Here is a 19613-nt window from a genome sequence, read left to right as displayed (position 1 = left end):
GACTCGCCTGATTCAGGTGCCGATAGACCCCAAGGTCCAGCGGACTTGTAACCCGATCGGAGCGGTTGCAGCATGTGCACAAGCTGACTTATGACACATACCCTAATATACTATCATGGGCCTCGCAAAAAATCAACTGATTACCGTATTCTCTTCTCTCATTCTTTTCCGCGTCATTTCCAGCAAACCAAGCTTCGTCCAGCCCAAGATATGATGCTGCGTCCGGTCGCCGGACATCGCTTGCTCCAGTCGCTCACAAACGTCTGAGCGATGCTCGTCGCTGTCCATATCGATAAAATCGACAATGATAATTCCGCCGGTGTCCCGCAGCCGAATCAGCCGAGCCATTTCCTGAGCGGCTTCCAGATTCGTACGGAATACCGTGTCTTCCAGGCTGTCGCCCCCTGTAAATTTACCGGTATTGACGTCGATAACGGTCAATGCCTCTGTCGTATCCCATACCAGATAACCGCCCCCAGGCAGCCAGATTTTCCGCTGAAAATCCTTCTCCAACTGCGGCTTCACCTCATAATGATCAAATAATGGCGTTGCACCTTCATGCACGATGACGCGCGGTGTCTCCCCCGGCAGCATCGCCTGCAGGAAGGCAAGCGCCTCCTCCGCCTGCTCCGGACAATCCATGATCAGCTCGTCCGTTTCCGGGCTGTACACGTCCCGCATTAGACGTTGGATCATACTTAAATCCTGGTGCAACACGACCGGCGCCGCAGCGTGCTTCGCCTTCTCCAGGATGGCGGCCCACTGCTTGCGTAGCTGAGCGAGGTCATCTCCGATCGCTTCACCGTCTTCTTCATCGGCAACCGTTCGCAAGATCAGCCCTTCCTCTTCCTCACGCAGCTCCTCACCGAGCATCTTAAGACGGTATCTCTCCTCTTCGCGCCCGATTTTTTTAGAAACGGCAACATAACCGGACGTCGGCATATAAACAATCCAGCGTCCCGGCAAGGAATAATGAGTTGTTACCCGCGCCCCTTTATTGCCGATCGCTTCCTTTACAACCTGAACAACCAGCTCTTGGCCTGGCTTCAGCAGCAGCGCAATCGACGGCTTCTGCTTCGGCTGCTTCTCCAAATGGGGATGCAGCACGTCGTCGATATAAAGAAACGCATTCTTTTTCTGACCGATATCTACAAAAGCGGCCTGCATGCCCGGAATGACATTAACCACCTTGCCTTTAATGAAACTGCCAACCAGTCCTCTATGCTGAGAACGCTCTGCCGCATACTCCACCAGTTTGCCGTTTTCCAGAAGCGCGATCTCGGTAGAGCCGGGTCCGCAGTGAACCATCATCCTTTTCATGATTTCACCCTTCATACGTTCGTCATCCATGGATCATGAACTCGCCTTATCAAGTAACATGCCTGTTTCATTATATCACGACTTTCGTGCTTCAAGCCCCGGAACCCCCCTGTAAGAAAGAGGAAATCACTCGCTGTTCCGGCACGACCGCTACGATGTTCCCTTGGTGGTTCATCACATAAATAAAATGGTATTTTTCTCTTTTAAATAGACGCAAAATATGATCCAAAGGTTTCGTCTTATCGGCAACGATTGGCTGAGCCAAAGACCCGGTCAACAGATGTCTTGCGAAGCTGCGATCCCGGTTTACCAGAAAACGCAAGAAACGATAAGGAATGTTTCGATAATCCGTCAGATTGGAATATAGCAGAAAAAAGCCGATCAGCAGAAGATTCAACTGCATTCCCCCGAGTCCTAGCAGCAACGGCAAGAAGGAATACACCAGCAGCAAGGCGCTGAACAGCAGGCTGATGCGGTAGGACCAAATCAATGTGGCATAATAAGGCATCGTCAAGCTGCACAATGCCTGCGAGACTTTCCCGCCGTCCAACGGCAAGATGGGTAACAGGTTAAATAGGGCAATAAGCAGATTACTTTGGATAAAATAGTCCAAAAAGGGCCCGTCCCACATACCGGCAACATGCAGCAACAGGGAGGCGCCGATCAGCAGGACGTTCTGGAGCGGTCCCGCCAAGGCGATGGCAATCTCCCGTCCGGCCGTCATATCGCCTGCATCCTCCATAACCGCCACGCCCCCAAACGGAAGCATTTGAACGGTCAATACTTTAATCCCATACATGCGGGCCGCGAACACGTGGCCCATCTCATGAACGAACACGATCGCGAATAATGCAAGCAACTCTAGAAAATGACCTGTTAGCACCGACGTAAGCATAATGATGACGAACAAAGGATGAAAAGAAAACGCGATGCCTCGCCATTTAATCAAACGGAATCACATCCGCCGGATCGATATACCGGTCATCTTTTTGGATTGCAAAATAAAGCGTTGGTAATGGGGATTGCGTTCGCGGAGGAAGACTGCCCAGAACATCGCCCCCTTCCAGCCAGTCCCCTTTCTCGACGGAGATCTGCTCCAAATGTCCGTACACAGAGAGGTAACCGCCGGCATGCTGCACCGTCACCGTCTGACCGGTAACGGCATCCCGGGCAACGCGGAGCACCCGACCGGTCTCAATCGTTTTCACCTGCGAACTGCCGGTGTCAGGGATAATTTCGATCCCCTTTAAGCTAAGGGCAAATGGGCTGGCCAAATGGCCAGTGATCGGTGACGAGAATCCAGCCGCCGCTCCAACTCGCAGTCCGCTGTCCTCATTGGTTTTAAATATTGGAATAAACGACGGTGCTCCGCCGAAATATCGCGTATACCAGGCTTCGACCGCTTGAAAATCCATCTCCACCGTAAGCGACTTGGCAATAAACGTTCGGACCGGCGTCGACCAGGACGGCTCGTATCGGTTCATGCCCCAGATTGCCGCAAACAGAAGCGCGCTGATTACCAATCGGACGAACATTGCAGACCAAAATGTAGACCGTTTCCCCGGCCCGGGAACGATAGGTTCCTCGTTCCGACTTCCGTAGGCGCTCCCGTAGGGATCCTGCCAGCGGCCTTGCCCTCGTTTCCATAACAGTTCGGGATCGGGATCGGAACCGGCGATATCCGTACTCTCTACCTTCGCCTTTGGCTGAGCATGTTCCCGCCGCGGGACCGCAGCCTGTCCGGGTGCCGTTTCCCACCCCCGTTCCGGCGGCAACGGACCTGTGGCATCTTCCAGCGTCAGTTGGCGAATCCGCTCCGCTCTCCGTTTCTTGACATTTGATTTCACGTCCATGCTCTCATCCCTCCGGTCCAATGCACAGTTTGTCCTTGGCCTGTACTTATACTTATGAACCGCTATGAAGGAATATGAACACCCGGATAGCCCGCTACACCCACCGTCTACGCAAAAAAACCGATGCCCCTTGGCACCGGTTTGTCTATTCCACCTTATATTTCTCTTGATGCAGCTTAATGCTGAACACCAGTCCGATACATAACATATTGATTAAGAGCGAGGTTCCCCCGTAGCTGATAAACGGCAACGTAATGCCGGTGATCGGCATCAGGCCGATCATCATCCCCACATTCTCGAAAATCTGAAACAGGAACATCGCCACGATTCCAACGATGATGTAAGCTCCCCGTTTATCGATACAATGCAGGGCGATTAAGATCATCCTGTAGATGAATAAGAAGTAGAGCAACAGCAGCACCGAAGCCCCGATGAACCCAAACTCCTCGCCAACGACAACAAAGATCGAGTCCGAATACGGATACGGAACGAACTTCTTGTTCTTCAAGTCGCCTTTCATGTAACCGTCGCCGAGTAGTCCCCCGGAGCCGATGGCGATCTTGGCGTAGTTCGATTGGTGTCTGTCATCACTCGACGCTTGATCCGGGTTAATGAACGTATTGATCCGTTGGTACCAGTGGAGCTTCTGATGCTTCTCCAAATAGTCCTGAATCTGCGTGTTGTAGGCGTTAAACAACGTGACGAACAAGATCAATGCCGCCACGGCGGCCGTCAATGCGATCAAAACATGACTGTATCTGGCATTGCCGATCCAAAGCATTCCTACCAGCACGACCAGATAAATGATGGCATTCCCCAAGTCCGGCTGAATCAGCACCAAGACAAACGGCAGCAGCGTCACCAGCGTGATCGGAATGATGTCGCGCCGGAATTGAAGCGGTTGCCCCATTTTTTTGCCTAATAGATACCCCGAAGTTAGGATCAGAATAACCTTCACCAGCTCGGCTGGCTGAAACTGCAAGCCTCCGATCCGGAACCAGCTGCGCGCCCCGTTGATTTCCGGTGCAAACAGGTAGACCATCACCAGCAGCATGCAGCCCGCTCCGTAAACAAACCAGCTGTAGCGAAGCAGCGTACGATAATCGACCAAAGCCATGCCGAACACGACAACAAATCCCAGCAAGTAAAAAATAATCGTCTTTACATCGTAACCCTGGAACTCCGTTTCATAAGGAGCAATGGCACTGCGCACCAGGAGGGTACTGAAAAGCATGAACAAAGCGAGTATCCCCACCATGAGCCAGTCCACTTTTCTAATTTTAAAGAACAACGATTATCCACCCATTCCAAAAAACTTCTTGAAGCGCGTAAATACGCCCTTCTTCTGATCCAGCAGCATGAGCGGCACGGTGTCGCCCAAAATCCGCCGCGCAATGTTGCGGTAAGCGATCGCCGCCGAAGATTCCGGATTCATCACCGTAGGTTCGCCGTTGTTCGCGGCTTTGATGACCAGTTCGTCGTCCGGTACAATCCCGATCAAGTCGATGTTCAGCACTTGCAAAATCCCTTCGATATCCAGCATGTCCCCGGATTTCATCATATTGATCTTAATCCGGTTCACGACCAACTTCGGCGAATCGATATGCGAGTTCTCCAGCAGGCCGATAATCCGATCCGCATCTCGCACCGCGGCATGCTCCGGCGTCGTAACGACGATGGCTTGGTCCGCACCGGCAATGGCGTTCTTGAAGCCTTGCTCAATCCCGGCCGGGCAGTCGATAATAACGAACTCGAATTCCTTCTTCAACTCCAAAATAATATCCTTGACCTGTTCCGGTGAAATCGCATTTTTGTCTTTCGTTTGCGCCGCCGGAAGCATATAAAGCTCGTCGAACCGCTTGTCCTTGACCAGCGCTTGATTTAACCGGCAGCGACCTTCTGCAACGTCGATCAAATCATAGATGATCCGATTCTCCAGTCCCATGACCACATCCAGATTTCGCAAACCGATGTCCGTATCGACCAAGCAGACTTTTTTCCCCAGCAGCGCAAGCGCCGTTCCGATATTGGCAGAAGTGGTCGTTTTACCGACCCCGCCCTTGCCGGATGTTATTACGATAGCTTGTCCCATGATTCACACCCCTTTAAACACGTTAAGGTCCGGTCTTACCCGGGTCATACTAATGATCTTGTCGATCTGCATCTTCCCTTCTCGAAGAAAAGCGAACTCCATGCTCGTCTCCCGATTCTCCCACTCATCTGGAGGCCGGCTGATCGTCTCCGCAATCCGAAGCTGTGTCGGAGACAGGTACGAGGCTGCAATGATCGAATTCTCATTGCCCTCGAGTCCCGCATGGGCCATTCCGCGCAGGGCGCCAAGAATTAGAATGTCGCCGGTACAGCGGATCGTCCCTCCCGGATTAACGTCCCCGATAAACAGCAAGTTACCCTCATGGTGCAGCACCTGCCCTGAGCGGACGATGCCCGCAATCGTAGTCAAAGCCTGCGGACCATCGGCTCGAACGATCTCCGGCATTTCGAAGGAGCGTACAAGCAGATTGCCTTTTTGCTTCAATATATCAAGAATCAATTCTTTCTGATCGTCGGTGACGAGTCGCATCCCCAGCTTCACATCGACATGGATGATCGGCCCGGTCAAAATATGTTGATGGCTAAATTCCAATTTATACTTCAATTCCTCCAGAAGACTTGAAAAATCGCATTTGTCGTCCAGAAGGAAAACCAGGCCATCTTTTATGCCTTTAATCGTCACGTGGTTGGATTTCACTGTCATTAGCCTGTCCCTCCCCCCTAATCAATTCGCGCCGAAGCCGAAAAGTTCCTGCTTACGGCAAGCAAAATAAGCGGGAAGTCAGGCGTTCTCCTCAGGAGAGCGTCTACGGGTGATGATTTCGAGCTGACGCCGCAGCGGGACGTAAATCGCCAGGGCAAATACGAACTGGACGAACACGTTCGGGATAATATGATTTTTCAGCGCCCACGTGAACGGCTGGTGGATCAGTTCAAACAGCGAATACGTGCCAAACAGGATCGAGTCCAGTAGCAGGCTGCCGAGCAGGACAATGATCATCATCAGCGGCAGGGGCGCCTTTTGGTTGCGAGACAAGAGCCCCAGCAAATAACCGGACAGCCCCATAGCGAAGGAATAAGCCCCAATCAGCGCGCCGTAAAAAACGATATCGTGCAGCATCCCAAATACTAGCCCCAGGATGAGTCCCGTATGCCGGTTCTCATAGACAGAGAAATAAAGAATAACCATATAAACCAGGTGTGGAGCTATCCGCGATTGCCAAGCCGATGGAACCAGCCAGGGAACCAGCGTCCCCTCCAGAATGAACAACAGGAACATCAACAGGAACAGAATCAGTTTTCTCTTGTTCACTCGCCTTCACCTTCCGGTGTAAACACGATAAACAGTTCCTTCCAGTCCGTGAAGTTTGCAGCAGGTTCTACCGTAGCGGTATAGGTTAAGCCGTATTCACCAACCTGGATGTCCTTCACGGTACCCACAACCATCCCCCGAGGGAACACGCCGCCGATCCCCGATGAGACGATTAAATCTCCCTCCTTCAGCGGAGTGGCATCTTCAATCCGTGTCATCAGGAACATCCCCTGTTCGCGATCAAAAGTCTCGATCATGCCAAAGACGTCGTTCTCTTTCCCTTGCGCCGTAACAGCAATCCCATTAGAATTCGGGTCCTTGGCATCCATCGCCGTAGCGAGCCGGACGGTGGAAGTAAAGTTGCTGACATGGCTAATTACACCAACCAGACCTTTCTCGGAAGAGACGGCCATCCCCTCCTTGACGCCTTCCCGCGCCCCGAGGTTAACGACGATCGTGCGATTGACGGGGTCGTCGTTAACGCTGACAACTTGAGCGATCTTCCACGTATAGTCGTACATACGCTTCTGTTGCTCCGTAAAGTCGAGTTCATCCTTCAACCGCTTGTTTTCCTGCTCGATCCAGTTATAGGTCGCTTTGTCGCGAGTATAATGCGCCAGTGCGATCTTGAGCTGGTCGTTCTCCTCCTGCAGCGCGTGGAGATTCGAAATATCTTCAAACAAGCCCGCTACGTAGCTAGCGGGCTTGTAAAACACGTATTGCACGAAGCCAACCGTGTCCTTCACAAATTTCTCCGGCCAGGACAAGTTCGTTCTTGGCCCTAGCGTAAACCCCATCACCGCAATAAATAAAATAAGTCCCATCAACAAAATAAATAATCTTTTGTTGCCAAGCAGCTTAAACAGTTTCCGCACCCTCCAACCATACATTTTTCTTGGAAAAACGGCATAGGCCGTCCAATTCAGGACGGCGCCGCTTTAATATCAGGGGTGCCTTCTCCCGCGCGAACATTATCGTTTGGAACGAAGGGCTGAACTACTTTTTGATTTGAACAAATGAATATTATCCAAGGCGCGGCCTGTACCGATTGCCACGCAGTCCAATGGATTCTCCGCCACGATCACCGGCATGCCGGTTTCGCTGGCCAGCAGTTTATCCAGGTTGCGCAGCAACGCGCCGCCGCCAGTCAACACGATTCCTCGGTCCATAATGTCAGCAGCCAACTCCGGCGGGCATTTCTCTAAGGTGACCTTCACCGCGTCAACGATAGCGCCTACCGTATCGCTAAGCGCGTCGGAGATTTCGTCAGAGGTGATCGTGATCGTCTTCGGCAACCCCGACACAAGATCGCGTCCGCGGATTTCCATCGTTTCGACCTTCTCCAACGCAAGCGCGGAACCGATATCCATTTTGAGCTGCTCAGAGGTTCTCTCGCCGATCATCAGGTTATATTGGCGTTTGATGTACTGGATAATCGCCTCATCCATTTCGTCGCCCGCGACGCGGACGGATTTGCTGGTGACGATCCCGCCAAGGGAGATTACTGCGACCTCCGTCGTCCCGCCGCCGATATCCACGACCATACTGCCGGTTGGTTCCCAAACCGGCAAATCCGCGCCAATCGCCGCAGCAAAAGGCTCTTCGATCGTATAAGCCTCGCGCGCGCCGGCTTGCTTCGTCGCGTCTTCTACCGCCCGCTGCTCAACGGCCGTGATCCCCGACGGAACACAAACCATTACGTTCGGGTGGCGTTGAAACAACGAACGCTGTTTTTGCGCTTGGCTGATAAAATATTTAATCATTGTTGCCGTTGTATCGAAATCGGCGATCACGCCGTCCTTCATTGGACGGATCGCCCGAATGTTGCCAGGGGTTCTGCCGATCATCTTCTTGGCGGATTCGCCGACGGCCACGATATTCTTCGTGTCAGTATGAATCGCTACTACGGAAGGTTCCCGGACGATAATGCCCTTGCCTTTCGTATATACCAGCGTATTTGCCGTCCCTAAGTCAATACCCAAGTCTTTTGTAAATCCACCCAACATGCTGCTTCTTCCTTTCCTTCTGTATCTAACCCATTATATTAGAGGTTGTTCAAAAAGTCATCTTCCGATCACGAAGCCCCTCACTGAAGCGAATGCGGCGGCGAATCTTGAATTCAGCCGGGTCTTCCGTTGCTCACGTAGATCTGTCTACGCTTATATCAAGCCCCGCTCCTTCAAACTGACGAACTTCCCATCCCCGATGACGATGTGATCGAGTACGTCGATCCCTACGATCTCCCCTGCTTCGCAAAGCCTTCGCGTCATCCGGATATCCTCCGGACTCGGGCTGGGATCGCCGCTGGGATGATTGTGGGCGCACACGACGGAAGCGCTGCTGCATTTGATCGCCGCGCGGAATACCTCTCGCGGATGCACGATCGAAGCGTTTAGGCTTCCGATGGAAAGCGTCTCCTGAGCAATGATATGATTTTTCGTATTCAAAAAAAGACAAACAAAATGCTCTTTCTGTAAATAGCGCATTTGCTCCATCAGAAATTCGGCCGCATCCTCCGGGCTGCGAATCGTGCCTTGCTCCGGCAGCCTCGTTTTGGCTAATCGCTGTCCCATTTCGATCCCCGCCTTCAACTGGATCGCTTTAGCCGGTCCGATGCCTTTCAGCTTGGTCATTTCGTCCAGGCTGACATCCACCAGCCCGCGGAGTCCGCCTACGCCGGACAACAGCCGCTGTGCCACATGAACCGCCGACTCCTGGAGTGTTCCCGTGCGCAGCAGGATGGCCAGCAATTCGGCGTGGCTGAGCGCACCTGCGCCGTATTTGATCATTCGTTCCCTTGGCCGCTCCTCAGAAGGAAGATCACGCAGCATATAGGGAGCTTGTTCCATCGTTATCCCCCGCTTCCGAATGGTTTCGAGCAATCCCCGGCGATGCCGTTTGCCCGTCCTAAGTTCGGAAGGATATGCTTTATCACTTCCTGATGACCTATCATCGCGACAAGTCTAACTGCTATTTACAGCACCTGAATATTAAAATCCTCCAGCATGTCGACAAGCAGCGATAAAGGTAAGCCAACGACATTAAAATAACAGCCTTTAATCCCGGTAACGATGGTCGCGCCTAGTCCCTGGATGGCATACGCCCCCGCCTTATCCAATCCTTCCCCGCTTCGGGCATAAGCCTGGATTTGCGCTTCGGACAAGGCCTTCATCGTTACAGTCGTCGCTCGGTAGTCGACAAGGCGTGTGCCGGTCAAGGCGTCCACGCAAGCCACGCCGGTATACACCACATGGTCTCGTCCCTGCAGGCTACGCAGCATGTCCGCGGCCTCTTGCACGTCCCGCGGCTTGCCTAAGACGTCTCCGTCCCGGACCACAATCGTATCACTGCCGACGATTACTGCATTTCGGTCTCCCGCTGGGTCGAGCCCACGGTAGACGGCATCCGCTTTACGTCCGGCAAGCTCCTTCACGATTTGCTCCGGCGACAACGTCTCCTCATAAGATTCGTCCGTATGGCTGGGTACCACCTCAAATGGAATCGCCAGTGACGCGATTAATTCACGCCTACGGGGTGAAGTGGAAGCAAGTATGATTCGGCGTAAATACGCGGTATCCAATGCGGAGCTCTCCTTTGAAAAGACGATTTGATGTCCTGATTGGTTACAAACCTAAGTTAGCAAAAAATGGGTGAACATTCGACAGTGAATGCTGTCATCCCCGCCATTTTTTGACACTAATCTATTATAAGATTATTTTAGCCCCAGGCGCAAACACAAAAAAGACAGGGGAAACTTTTTCCAGCCCCCTGTCTTGTCTTACGTCAACGGCATCTGTCTAGACTCCCGCGTCTACTAGAGATTGCTCGGCCATGATGAAGCGCATCATCTCATTTTGCACTTCCCAGAGCAAGGTTTTTGCACCGCTTTTTTGGTATTCGCCCATGGCCTCTACTGCGCCATTAATCGCTTTCTCCATTTCACCGGCCAAGTGTGCTCCGGCTACTGACCATTTGCCGCGGATGGCCGAGGCGCTTTCCGTCCAGGCTTGATGCTTCGCGCCTAACTGCTCCAGCTCCGTATGTCGCTGCGGCTGTGGATCCGCCTCGGTCAGCAGAGCCGCAGACGTGGTGCTAAGCAGGCGAACCAGCTCTGCGCTTTGGGTCATGAAGCCTGCCAAAGCCTCGCGTTCCCCGGCAAATTCGAGATTGGCCGCCGCCGGGAACGAAATTTCGTGTAGAATAAGATTCACACCGGCCGCCTTCAGTTGGCCGCTGAGCAATTTCGATTGTTCACGGTCTGTCGAAACCCCGGCGTACACCCGTTTCTCGTCGACGGTATCCCTCGCTGCGGCGATACCCGAAGTCTGCAGCTCCTCCTGCGCGAGCTGCACCCCTTGTGCGGTGCTGAACACCCCATATTGCAGGAAATAATACGTTTGTTCCGGTATCGCAACACTGATAAGCGGGATATTCTCTTCCAGTGTCGTCACCGACTCTTCCATGTCTCCCATGGCCGGCAAACTCGCCTCCTCCCCCATATCGGTCTGCTCTGGCACACCTATTCCCGGAATCGGGAACTTGATATCCTGATTAAATAAGGATAATACGACAAACCCAAACAAAGCGCCCGTAACGATCGCACCGGTCAAAGAGCCCGCGACCTTCCACCACGAGGTCTGTTGGGGACGAGAATAGGACGGTGGAGCTTGCTCCTCCTGCCATTGGGTCTGCCAGGGGTCCTTTCCGTAGAGTTCCTCCCAATCATCGGCCGCGGGAGTGGTATAGTCCTTCGTATATTCCATTTCACGTTCGACTTGGTCGACCTCTCTCGTGTCTGGATTCAGATGGCGATCCCGTCCGCCCGGAAACACGGTCAACCCCATTCCCGTATGGTCCGTAAAAGGATCTCCCCATTCGTCCACCGTCTCGACCGCTCGATAACGAGGCGCCGCCTCCCGCTTCGGCATCTTCGCAATCTCCCGCGGCAGCTCCGGCCGGATTTCCCGACCTTCCCCATCAAACCGGAATGTCATTTTGGCTTTGTTCACGGTCTGCACGCTCCTTGTCCATTCTTCTACCCTATCCATATGAATGTTAAAGGAACGATATGCAAATTCCTCTTACTTTCGCAGCAATGTCATGCCTTTACTTACCGCGCCCTTTCTTAACTACAAGGAGGACCGGTTCCGTGTATACGTCATACTGGTTCTCCTCATCAATTACCGACGTATATCTAAGAAGCGCATAGGTTCGGCCGGCCTTATTTCCCGTTATACGGTTTCCTTCCACAGATACGATTCCGTCGTCTTCCAGCAACACGATGCTTGGTTTCACCGCGGTTCGAGCCCGATTGTAGCTCTCCACGTTAGCCGAAACCTCCATGCTGTTCCCAACCTCAAGCACATACTCCGCTTTTTCTGGTTGAACGGAGTATACCCAATCCTTGGACCAATACGCATAATCGGTTGTAATTCCATATGCACCTTGCAAGAAAACACCTTTATAATCGGATAAATTGTTATAAGTCCATGGCGAGATTAGAAGACCACGATGATGCGCCGCCTCCATAAACTTCTCGCCCAGGCCGCCGTAACTAATATTTAACGTACTGTTGTAGGTTTGCACGGTCCTTAATGCATCGCGAAGACCTCTGTTTACATTGTTTTCGTTGGCATATCCCGACGTCAGAAGCCCAAGCGGCATGTCCGGTAATTGTTCGGCAAGCCTGTCTAGCTGACTGGTATTAAAGGACATTACGTTGATCAAGTCCTCCGCTCTCTTCTTCTTCACCAGTTTCACAAAAGCGTCCACCGCCGCAGGATTGTCCGTTTTAATCTCCGCGTAGATCATCGCTCTTCTCTTTCTTGCCAAATCGATCTGTTCCTCAAGAGTCGCGATTCGCGCCTCGGGGTAATACGTCCCCGGCACTTGATTCACCTGGAGCTGGCGCAATTGCTCCAGTGTAAACTCCTCGACACGCCCTGATCCATTCGTCGACGAGTCTACCGTGCTATCGTGAATGATAACCAGATACCCGTCCTTGGATAAGAAGATATCATTTTCGATAAAATCCGCACCAGTGTCCAATGCCAATTCGTTGCTGATAATCGTGTTCTCCGGCGCGACGGACGGCATCCCCCGATGCCCAATAATCAATGGTTTACGGATAAGCGTCCTCGTATGGGAGTAAACCTTGAGCGCCCGGAAGGCCTCACTTGGCGAAGTAGTAACGATGCCATTTGCACCGGATGTTATCATCTGATGTAGACTCACGTATTGCTCGTTGCGATGTTTTGTTGTATCTTCCTTCACCCAAACGACAATCGTCCGTTGCTGCAGATAGGATACGTGCTCAATTGTAGCTTCTGCCTGCGACAAGATAGCAATTTTGGATTGGGCTAAAGTTGTCTTTTTGCGTATCTTCATAAGATCTCCGGTCGTACCAACTCGCTCCTTGCTGAAGTCCATGATGCCCCGAAGCATCGGATATCCCTCTCTTGCTCGAGCCACAAGGTCAGCCTGGTCGGACACGACAAAAGCATCCTCCAGCTCCATGCTTTTCAGATAAGGAACCAGCGCATCGACGGTTTGCCGATCATTGACGTAAAAGGCGGGCATCATTCGGTTGCCTATGGCATCCAGCGCATCCTCAAGACTTATCATGCTTGTTCTTCGATCCGAGGTTTTCACCCTTAACCGAGCATCCACATGCATGATGACCGTAGCTGGCAACTGGCCATGATCCATATTCTCCAACTGATGCTTACTACTAAACTCTGTGATGATAGAAGGTGCCATGGCGATTTCGGTATCCACCTCTCTCACCTGAACGAAGTGATCCTCCGGACGAGGTGGAAGCTCCTTGAGCTGTAACGCGATTCTTAGGTTGTCTACCTTCATTTTACTGCCGTTCGCCTGCAGACCAATGCCGCCTTTCAAATAAGAGCCTCCATTATCCGTGTCGATCAGCAATTCATCATTGATAAACTCCCGCACCCGGTTCCCTTGAGTCTGAATGGTATAGTGGTACATTTGGCCGGCGTCGATCGGTTCGCTAAAAGCACTTTTATTCATCACATTCCATGCGTTGGCGCTTGTGCGCTCTGCGAATTCAACGCCGTTAGGTGCCGTGGCATTTTGTCTTACCGCCATTTGATAATACGGGTAATTATTGTTTTGGATACGGTACATGATCGAATGCCATCGGGTTGCTTCATTGGCGGACAGATGAGTTACATCCGCTTCAATCTTGTAATCACCGAACAAATTTAAGTACTCTGGAAGCAGTAGCCTGGAAGGGTTATCTGGAGATGTGCTCGCATCAATCTCCAAAGCGCCGGATTTAACAGCAGCTTTATCGGCTGAAGTTCCCTCAATGCGACTCCAACCGGTCGGTAACGTCCCCTCCGCTTCAGCATCAAAATCATTTTCATAAATGACGTACTCTGCGTCATCTCCCCCCTTTACTACAATCAGGATCGTTACGGTAACGTCATCCTTCTATCCGATGACGAAGTGAACACCTTGGGACAACGCCATCAATTCGCCTCCATCCACTACCACCTCACTATCTTCTGTGGACCAGGTCAAATCCGAACCCGTTAACGTCGCTGTGGAAGAATCACTCATCACCGCTTCGAATTCCAGGTCCTTTAGGGAGATTCCTTCCCCCGTGTTCGCCAGCACATATCCCGGATCATGCGAAAGCGACGTAAGGGTCGCCTCAGCCTCAACTGCGGAAGGCGTGACGGTGATTTCCCTTGTCCATTCTGCATTTCCATAAATTGCGGTAAGCGTGACCTTCCCCGGCTTCATGGGGTACAGCTGATCCCCGGTCACCTTTAGCACGTTTTCATCCGAAGAAACGAGCTGAACGCGGTCCATCGGAAGCGGTTCGTACGCTCCATCTAGAAAATAAACGCTTCCTGTTACGGTCACGGGACCTGTCAAAGCTTCCAACAAATCGGGCACATCCAAGTCAAGGTCTAGTTCTAGCTCAGTAGAATCATCAAGTTCTTCATCGATGACAGGTGCTGGTAAGGCTTCCCCTCCTTCCACCGACTCTGCGCCTGCGGCTGCTGCTGTAGAAATCCCTAAAACCTGAACGACATTACCCAACAACACCACAAGCAAAAACAAGCTCATAAACTTTGCATTTCTCCTCATTTTCTATCTCCTCCTCATCGTTTGGACATATGACAACGCAAAAACCCTTTATCGCAACAGATCAGAATGCGTAAATCGCGCTCCTCCGTTGGATAAAGGGTTTTCTCCGCGTCTCCTACCCTTGTTCCTGGTCCATCTATTTAGTTTTCACTTGATGCCAGCGTGCATAAAACTCTCGACGAACTGTTTCTGGAAGAAGAAAAAGGCAATCAACAATGGCGATATCACCAGGAGGGTCGCGGCCGTAACGACTCCCCACTGCGCCCCAGTCTCAAAGGATTGGGCGAATATCGCGATACCGACAGTAAGCGGTCGATTAGCCACGGAATCTGTAACGATGAGCGGCCACATAAAATTGCTCCAATGTGTACTGATCGAGATTAACGCAAATGCAACGTATGTAGGAATCGTAGAAGGCAAATAAATATGCCACAGCGTTTGCCACCACCTGCACCCGTCCACCCTAGAGGACTCATCCAGCTCGTAAGGAATTTGCTTATATGACTGCCTCAGCAGGAAAACGCCAAACGAGGAAGCCCAGTACGGAATCATGATCGCCCATTTCGTGTCGATAAGATGAAGCTCTTTCATAATCGAATAGTTGGGAAAAATCAAAATATCCGGCGGTATCATAACTTGTACAAGAAATAAGATGAACATGGCACTTTGTCCGAGGAACCGTAACCTCGCGAAGGCATAAGCCGCCATCGTAGCGGTCAATAGCTGCACTCCCAATATCCCTCCTACGATCAGCAGCGTATTCCGGTAATAGACCGGAAACGGGATGGTGCTCCACGCCTCAAGGTAATTGGCAAAGGTCGGATTCTGTACCGCAAACGGGTTAATCCGAGTGAGCATGTTTTCCGCTGGTGTGACGGAAGTGACCGCGGTCCAAAGCAAGGGGATCATAAATAGCAAGCCAAGGCATATGATCCCTATCCTGTTAATGATGCGATGCATCCCCGACTCCCCCTTTAGTAATGAATCCGCTTGTCCAAAACGCCGTAATAAATGATGGAAAACGCCAGCAAAATGACAAGCAAAATTACGGTGAGCACAGACGCATTGCCCATATCCCAGAAGCTAAAAGCCGTCTCATAGATATGATATAGCAGCAGGTTGCTAGCGTTATTGGGTCCACCCTTAGTCATAATGTATAGGTGGTCGACCAGCTTAAATGAATTAGTCGTAGCAATGATTAAGACAAACAAGGTCGTCGGCATTACCAGAGGAAAGGTCAGCTTCCTAAATCTCTGGAACGGTTTAGCTCCGTCCAGAGCTGCCGCCTCATACACCTCCTTCGGCAGAGCCTGAAGCCCTGCTAGGTAAAAAATCATGAAATAACCCGCTTCCTTCCAGATGAGCATCACCATCATGGAGATCAGAACCCACTTCGGATCGCCTAGCCAGCTTTGCCCCTCGAGGCCAAAACACCCCAGGAACTTATCCAGCAGCCCATAATCCGGGGTATAAATGAACAGCCAGATATTCGCGATAGCAATCATGGGAAGGAGGGTGGGATAAAAGAACGCCGCCCGGATCAGGCTGGTGCCCCGCATTTTGTCATTCACCCAGACCGCCATGTACATTGCGAGCAAAATGCTGATAGGTACGGTTACGGCGGCCAGCAGTAAATTATTGCGCAGTACCTTTAGAAACACTTCATCTTGAAATACCTGCTGATAAAGATCCACACCAACGAACCGTTTGACGGACATGACGGATTCATAAAAACTCCAATCCAGCACTTTGATGATCGGATAAAACGTGAATATGGCAAGAAACGCAAGCGAAGGAAACAGCAGCGCGTAAGCCAGTAAGTTGTCCTTCAGCATTTGCTTCGTCAAAATAGTCTCACTTCGCTTCCTAAATCTCTATTTGCGATATTTTTGCAAAATTTCATCCGCCTGCTGCTGCGATTGGTCGAGTGCCTCTTCCACTGTCATATTCCCGAGCAACGCGGCCTGGATATTATCATTGAAGAGCTTTGTAATTTGCCCGTTCTGATAGGTGGACAATTCGCTGGAGGCATATTCCATTTGGTCGCGCGCTACAGCCGCTTGAGGGAAATCAGCCACATATTTTTTCAGCAGCTCCGTTTCGTAGGCAGCCGGTGTCGTTCCTACGTATCCTGTATCGATAGACCATTGTGCTACGCGCTCAGGCTGAGTCAGGAATTCGATAAACTTCAACGCCGCCTGTTTGCGTTCTTCAGGAATATCCTTGAACACGTACAAATTACCGCCGCCTGTCGGTGAACCGTAAGTTTTGTTGGCTGGTAGGTACGCTACGCCGAAATCAAAGCTCGCATCGGCCTTCACCTTCGAAAGATTGCCGGTCGTATGGAACATCATCGCGGTCTTCCCGCTAATGAAGTCAGAAGGAACTGTCGCCCACTCGAGCACGCCTTCGGGCATTACTTTGTCCTTCCGACCCAGGTCCACGTAAAATTGCAAGGCTTCTTTCACTTCCGGCTTATTCAAATATACTTCTTTCCCGTCGTTCGAGACGATATTGGTCCCTGTCTGAAGGGCAAGCGCCTGAAGCATCCAATATTGATATCCCGTGCTCGGAATTTCCAGACCCCACTGGGTCACTTTACCGCTACCGTCTTTTACCGTCAGTTTCTGGGCGTAATCTCTGAGTTCATCCCAATTGGCCGGCGCTTGCTCCGGATCCAGGTTCGCGGCTTTAAACTTATCTTTGTTATAATAAAGAACGATGGTGCTTCGTTGGAACGGCACGCTCCAAACTTGATCCCCCGCTTTGGTGTTGCTCATGAACGCTTCATAAAACCCGTCAAAGTATACGGGCTCAAAACGAGTGGTTAATTCCTCCAGCGCGTTGATTTCCAGCAAGCTATATAGTTCTGTGGACAAAAGCACCGCAAGGTCCGGCGAGTTACCGCCCTGCACGGCCGTAACCACCTTCGTCATCGTATCCTGATAGCTGCCCGCATAGACCGGTTTTATTGTGATCGAGGGATTTTCGGTATGAAAATCAGCGGCCAGTTTATCGATAAAGCTCGTAATCGGCCCGCCGACTGCTACCGGAAAATAAAAGCTAAGCTCAACCGGCTCCTCCGCCGGTGGGTTTTCCGTGCCGCCGCTTGCCTCTGAGGTATTTTGCGTTGACGCCGCCCGGTTGACACCGCTCCCACCGTTATTGCTTGTCCCCCCCCCGCATGCTGAGAGTATCAGCACGAAGGCTATAAGCAAAAAGCTTAATTTCTTCATGTTCTTTCCTCCTCATTAATCTACTTATATTGGCTCCTTCATGCTGCACAATTGAAGGTTACACCCCAAGTTTCTCTGCATAATCCAACTCGTTCTCCTCGACAATAGTTCTAATGGATGGCAACACGTAATCGGGAACGATTCCCGTCCGCCTTATCGCTTCCCGATTGTCCGCCCCAGTCAATACTAACGCGCTACGCATCCCAAACCTGATGCCAAGCACAATATCCGTATCCAGACGATCGCCGACCATTAGACAGGCTTCGGGCCTGCAGCCCAGCTGTTTCAACGCATAATCCGCATAATATTTCGAAGGTTTTCCTACGATCGCATCGACGGATAATCCGCTAGCCGTTTCAATGGCTTTGACGATGGACCACGTATCCGGTACCGGCCCGTCCTCAGTTGGACAAAAGGGATCCGGATTCGCAGCAATAAGCCTCGCCCCATTCCTTAGGGCTTTCATGCCTAACGTCAGTTTTTCAAAATCAAATGTCTTATCCAAACCAACAAGCACATGCGAAGCCCGGTCTGCTTGATACGTCATTTCGATGGCGTTTCGCTCCAGTTCTTCCCGCATGGCCTCTCCGCCAAACAGCAGCACCTTAGCGCCGGTTGCATAATCCCGAAAATACATCGACGATGCGGTGGCGGCCGTAATGATCTCCGCCGTCTTGCAGTCAATATCCAACCGGGTCAGCTTGGCTTGGATCTCTTCCCTCGTATACAGCGTCGAATTCGTCGCAAATAAAAGCTTCTTCCCTCGTTCACGCAGAGCTTGAATCACCATAGAAGCACCGGGTACAACCTCGTCTCCCAAGTAAATCGTGCCATCCAGGTCAAACAAATAATTCGCATACTTTACCAAACCTCTCGGATGCATTCCTTCTCAAGCTGCTCCCTTCCAACAAAAATAACCCTTGTTCAATGCAATGGGACACGAAACAAAGACCGTTTGGCGGCCTTGCCGAATCCACATTACCGAACAAGGGTTTTCTCCTCATCTCAACCCATGATTACAGTAATCTGTTAAGTGAAGTATAGAAGCCGATAATCATTGGAGAGTTATGGTGATGTCATTTTTGTGTAAAGTCGCCAAATTTGCGGGTCGCCGCTGGAAATGTAATCGGCGCCACAAGCTAAAGCTTCTGCGATTTCATGCTCGTGCCTGATCAACCCGCCAACGATTAGGGGTTGCTTGATCATCGTCTTCAGCTCTCGGATTACACGCGGCATCAATCCCGGCATCAATTCGACTTCGTCCGGTTGGGTACTGTTAATCATCCGTATCGCGGTATTGATCGCGGCAGTATCGATGGCGAAGAAGCGTTGAATGCTCTTCAGACCGGCTTGTTTGGCGGCCGCAACCGCATTGGTTTTCGTAGTGACAATCCCATCAGCATGAAATTTATCACTTAAATAAGCAATCGTGTGCGCATCTCTCCCCAGTCCGGCGATCATTTCGATGTGCACATACACCTGTTTACCGGCCTCATGAAGCCGCTCGATAAAGCCTTCCAAATTCCCGATATGCCCTGCCATTAAATTAACCCGTTCGACCTCGCTGGCCAACACTTCGTTGAGTTGTTCCTCGGCGGTTATCGAAGCGATGATTGGATAATCCCTCATTTTTTCACCTACCTCATGATCTAGTCCAAAGTCTAACAGCCGAATATTCGTGAAGTGTTAACGCATTCTAAAAAGCCAACAAAA

Annotated in this window: 19 protein-coding genes and 1 other annotated feature (1 of these 20 only partly in view); all 19 genes read right to left on the bottom strand. The window is 51.3% G+C overall.

The annotated features are described in order from the left end of the window. Window positions 1-77, bottom strand: a sequence feature (ribosomal protein L21 leader region) (it extends 11 nt beyond the left edge of the window). A 55-nt stretch (window positions 78-132) separates the two neighbouring features. Then, window positions 133-1320 (bottom strand): Rne/Rng family ribonuclease, encoded by a 1188-nt coding sequence (locus M0651_RS17120; RefSeq protein WP_248552941.1) that lies wholly within the window; start codon window positions 1318-1320, stop codon window positions 133-135. 91 nt (window positions 1321-1411) lie between these two features. Beyond that, window positions 1412-2269 carry a M50 family metallopeptidase gene (locus M0651_RS17115; RefSeq protein WP_248552940.1) on the bottom strand — a complete coding sequence of 286 codons (858 nt, stop codon included), beginning with the start codon at window positions 2267-2269 and terminating at the stop codon, window positions 1412-1414. Next, entirely contained in the window at window positions 2262-3173 is a 912-nt protein-coding gene (locus M0651_RS17110; RefSeq protein ID WP_248552939.1) for a M23 family metallopeptidase, read from the bottom strand. The genes M0651_RS17115 and M0651_RS17110 overlap by 8 nt, the downstream gene beginning before the upstream one ends. 145 nt (window positions 3174-3318) lie before the next feature. Further along, the gene (locus M0651_RS17105) at window positions 3319-4464 is read right to left on the bottom strand and encodes an FtsW/RodA/SpoVE family cell cycle protein (protein ID WP_248552938.1); all 1146 of its coding nucleotides are present in this window, start codon (window positions 4462-4464) and stop codon (window positions 3319-3321) included. A gap of 3 nt (window positions 4465-4467) precedes the next feature. Continuing rightward, window positions 4468-5265 (bottom strand): septum site-determining protein MinD, encoded by a 798-nt coding sequence (gene minD, locus M0651_RS17100; protein ID WP_248552937.1) that lies wholly within the window; start codon window positions 5263-5265, stop codon window positions 4468-4470. Window positions 5266-5268: 3 nt separating this feature from the next. After that, window positions 5269-5928 (bottom strand): septum site-determining protein MinC, encoded by a 660-nt coding sequence (minC, locus tag M0651_RS17095; protein WP_248552936.1) that lies wholly within the window; start codon window positions 5926-5928, stop codon window positions 5269-5271. A 78-nt stretch (window positions 5929-6006) separates the two neighbouring features. Continuing rightward, window positions 6007-6537 carry a rod shape-determining protein MreD gene (gene mreD / locus M0651_RS17090; RefSeq protein WP_248552935.1) on the bottom strand — a complete coding sequence of 177 codons (531 nt, stop codon included), beginning with the start codon at window positions 6535-6537 and terminating at the stop codon, window positions 6007-6009. Beyond that, window positions 6534-7412, bottom strand: coding sequence for a rod shape-determining protein MreC (mreC, locus tag M0651_RS17085; protein WP_248552934.1), 879 nt, complete (start codon window positions 7410-7412; stop codon window positions 6534-6536). The genes mreD and mreC overlap by 4 nt, the downstream gene beginning before the upstream one ends. Before the next feature lie 96 nt (window positions 7413-7508). Continuing rightward, window positions 7509-8543, bottom strand: a complete 1035-nt coding sequence (locus M0651_RS17080; protein ID WP_248552933.1) for a rod shape-determining protein — start codon at window positions 8541-8543, stop codon at window positions 7509-7511. Window positions 8544-8696: 153 nt separating this feature from the next. After that, window positions 8697-9386: a RadC family protein gene (gene radC, locus M0651_RS17075; protein WP_248552932.1), complete on the bottom strand. Its 690-nt coding sequence runs from the start codon at window positions 9384-9386 to the stop codon at window positions 8697-8699. A gap of 125 nt (window positions 9387-9511) precedes the next feature. Then, the gene (locus tag M0651_RS17070; RefSeq protein ID WP_248552931.1) at window positions 9512-10117 is read right to left on the bottom strand and encodes a Maf family protein; all 606 of its coding nucleotides are present in this window, start codon (window positions 10115-10117) and stop codon (window positions 9512-9514) included. Between the two features lie 217 nt (window positions 10118-10334). After that, a complete protein-coding gene (locus M0651_RS17065; RefSeq protein ID WP_248552930.1) occupies window positions 10335-11546 on the bottom strand; it encodes an SPOR domain-containing protein in 1212 nt (403 codons plus the stop codon). A gap of 97 nt (window positions 11547-11643) precedes the next feature. After that, window positions 11644-13935, bottom strand: a complete 2292-nt coding sequence (locus M0651_RS17060) for a glycerophosphodiester phosphodiesterase family protein (protein WP_308195535.1) — start codon at window positions 13933-13935, stop codon at window positions 11644-11646. 63 nt (window positions 13936-13998) lie between these two features. Further along, a complete protein-coding gene (locus M0651_RS17055) occupies window positions 13999-14664 on the bottom strand; it encodes a hypothetical protein (RefSeq protein ID WP_248552929.1) in 666 nt (221 codons plus the stop codon). Between the two features lie 147 nt (window positions 14665-14811). Beyond that, window positions 14812-15624, bottom strand: a complete 813-nt coding sequence (locus M0651_RS17050; protein WP_248552928.1) for a carbohydrate ABC transporter permease — start codon at window positions 15622-15624, stop codon at window positions 14812-14814. 14 nt (window positions 15625-15638) lie between these two features. After that, window positions 15639-16499: a carbohydrate ABC transporter permease gene (locus M0651_RS17045; protein WP_248552957.1), complete on the bottom strand. Its 861-nt coding sequence runs from the start codon at window positions 16497-16499 to the stop codon at window positions 15639-15641. A gap of 39 nt (window positions 16500-16538) precedes the next feature. Further along, on the bottom strand, window positions 16539-17900 hold the full coding sequence (locus M0651_RS17040) for an ABC transporter substrate-binding protein (RefSeq protein ID WP_248552927.1): 1362 nt from the start codon (window positions 17898-17900) through the stop codon (window positions 16539-16541). Between the two features lie 58 nt (window positions 17901-17958). Beyond that, window positions 17959-18783 (bottom strand): HAD-IIA family hydrolase, encoded by an 825-nt coding sequence (locus tag M0651_RS17035; RefSeq protein WP_248552926.1) that lies wholly within the window; start codon window positions 18781-18783, stop codon window positions 17959-17961. Window positions 18784-18965: 182 nt separating this feature from the next. Continuing rightward, complete coding sequence (locus M0651_RS17030; RefSeq protein ID WP_248552925.1) at window positions 18966-19529, bottom strand: glycerol-3-phosphate responsive antiterminator; 564 nt, start codon at window positions 19527-19529, stop codon at window positions 18966-18968. Window positions 19530-19613: the final 84 nt, after the last annotated feature.

This window comes from Paenibacillus mellifer, from assembly GCF_023195895.1.
Lineage (GTDB): Bacteria > Bacillota > Bacilli > Paenibacillales > Paenibacillaceae > Fontibacillus > Fontibacillus mellifer.
Note: the sequence above shows the minus strand (reverse complement) of the source record. Positions and strands in the feature narration are given on the sequence as shown.